The organism is Vibrio sp. 2134-1, assembly GCF_033339495.1.
The window spans coordinates 1-545 of the sequence record NZ_JAWOUS010000840.1; the positions used below are offsets into that span (position 1 = coordinate 1).

Sequence of the window (545 nt, forward strand, 5' to 3'; positions counted from 1 at the left end):
ATTCCAATGGTCAACATCTGTTGAAAGCTTATAATTATGGAACTGCAAGGCATACAAACCTAATACAACTAAGATGCATAGCACTGCAGCATAGATGTAGTTGTCGTTTTTCATTTATCACTCAAAACCTGATATCAAGTATTTAATGATATGACCACTTTTAAGTCTTAAACTCTTAGCAGTGATATCTATGTATTCCCACTCATCTGATGGGATGCCATTGTTTTTATCAAGATTCTCCGAAAACCGCTTTTTAGCAGCAATACGAACTTCCTTATACGCAGATGGAAAACCGAAGGCAACAGTCTCACTTTCGCCCTCAATTAGCAACCGACCATTTCCTGTATTGATATTCAGACGTGTGATACAAGCTCTTAAACGAAGCACTTGATCATTCACCTTCGGTGACAAATTAGTCTTGCTAGCTTGAGTTAAGGTAATGATTTCTCGCCTATCTAGTTCGCCCACGTGGGCTTTTAGCACAACATTGTAGCCGTAATGGCTAGGAACAGACACTGCATTTTTCAACGGGCTACGTCTAAGCT

General features: G+C 39.6%; 1 pseudogene. It reads right to left on the reverse strand.

The window, feature by feature from the left end:
* Positions 1 to 117: 117 nt before the first annotated feature.
* Positions 118 to 545: pseudogene (locus R7R78_RS28845) on the reverse strand (hypothetical protein); the annotation flags it as partial.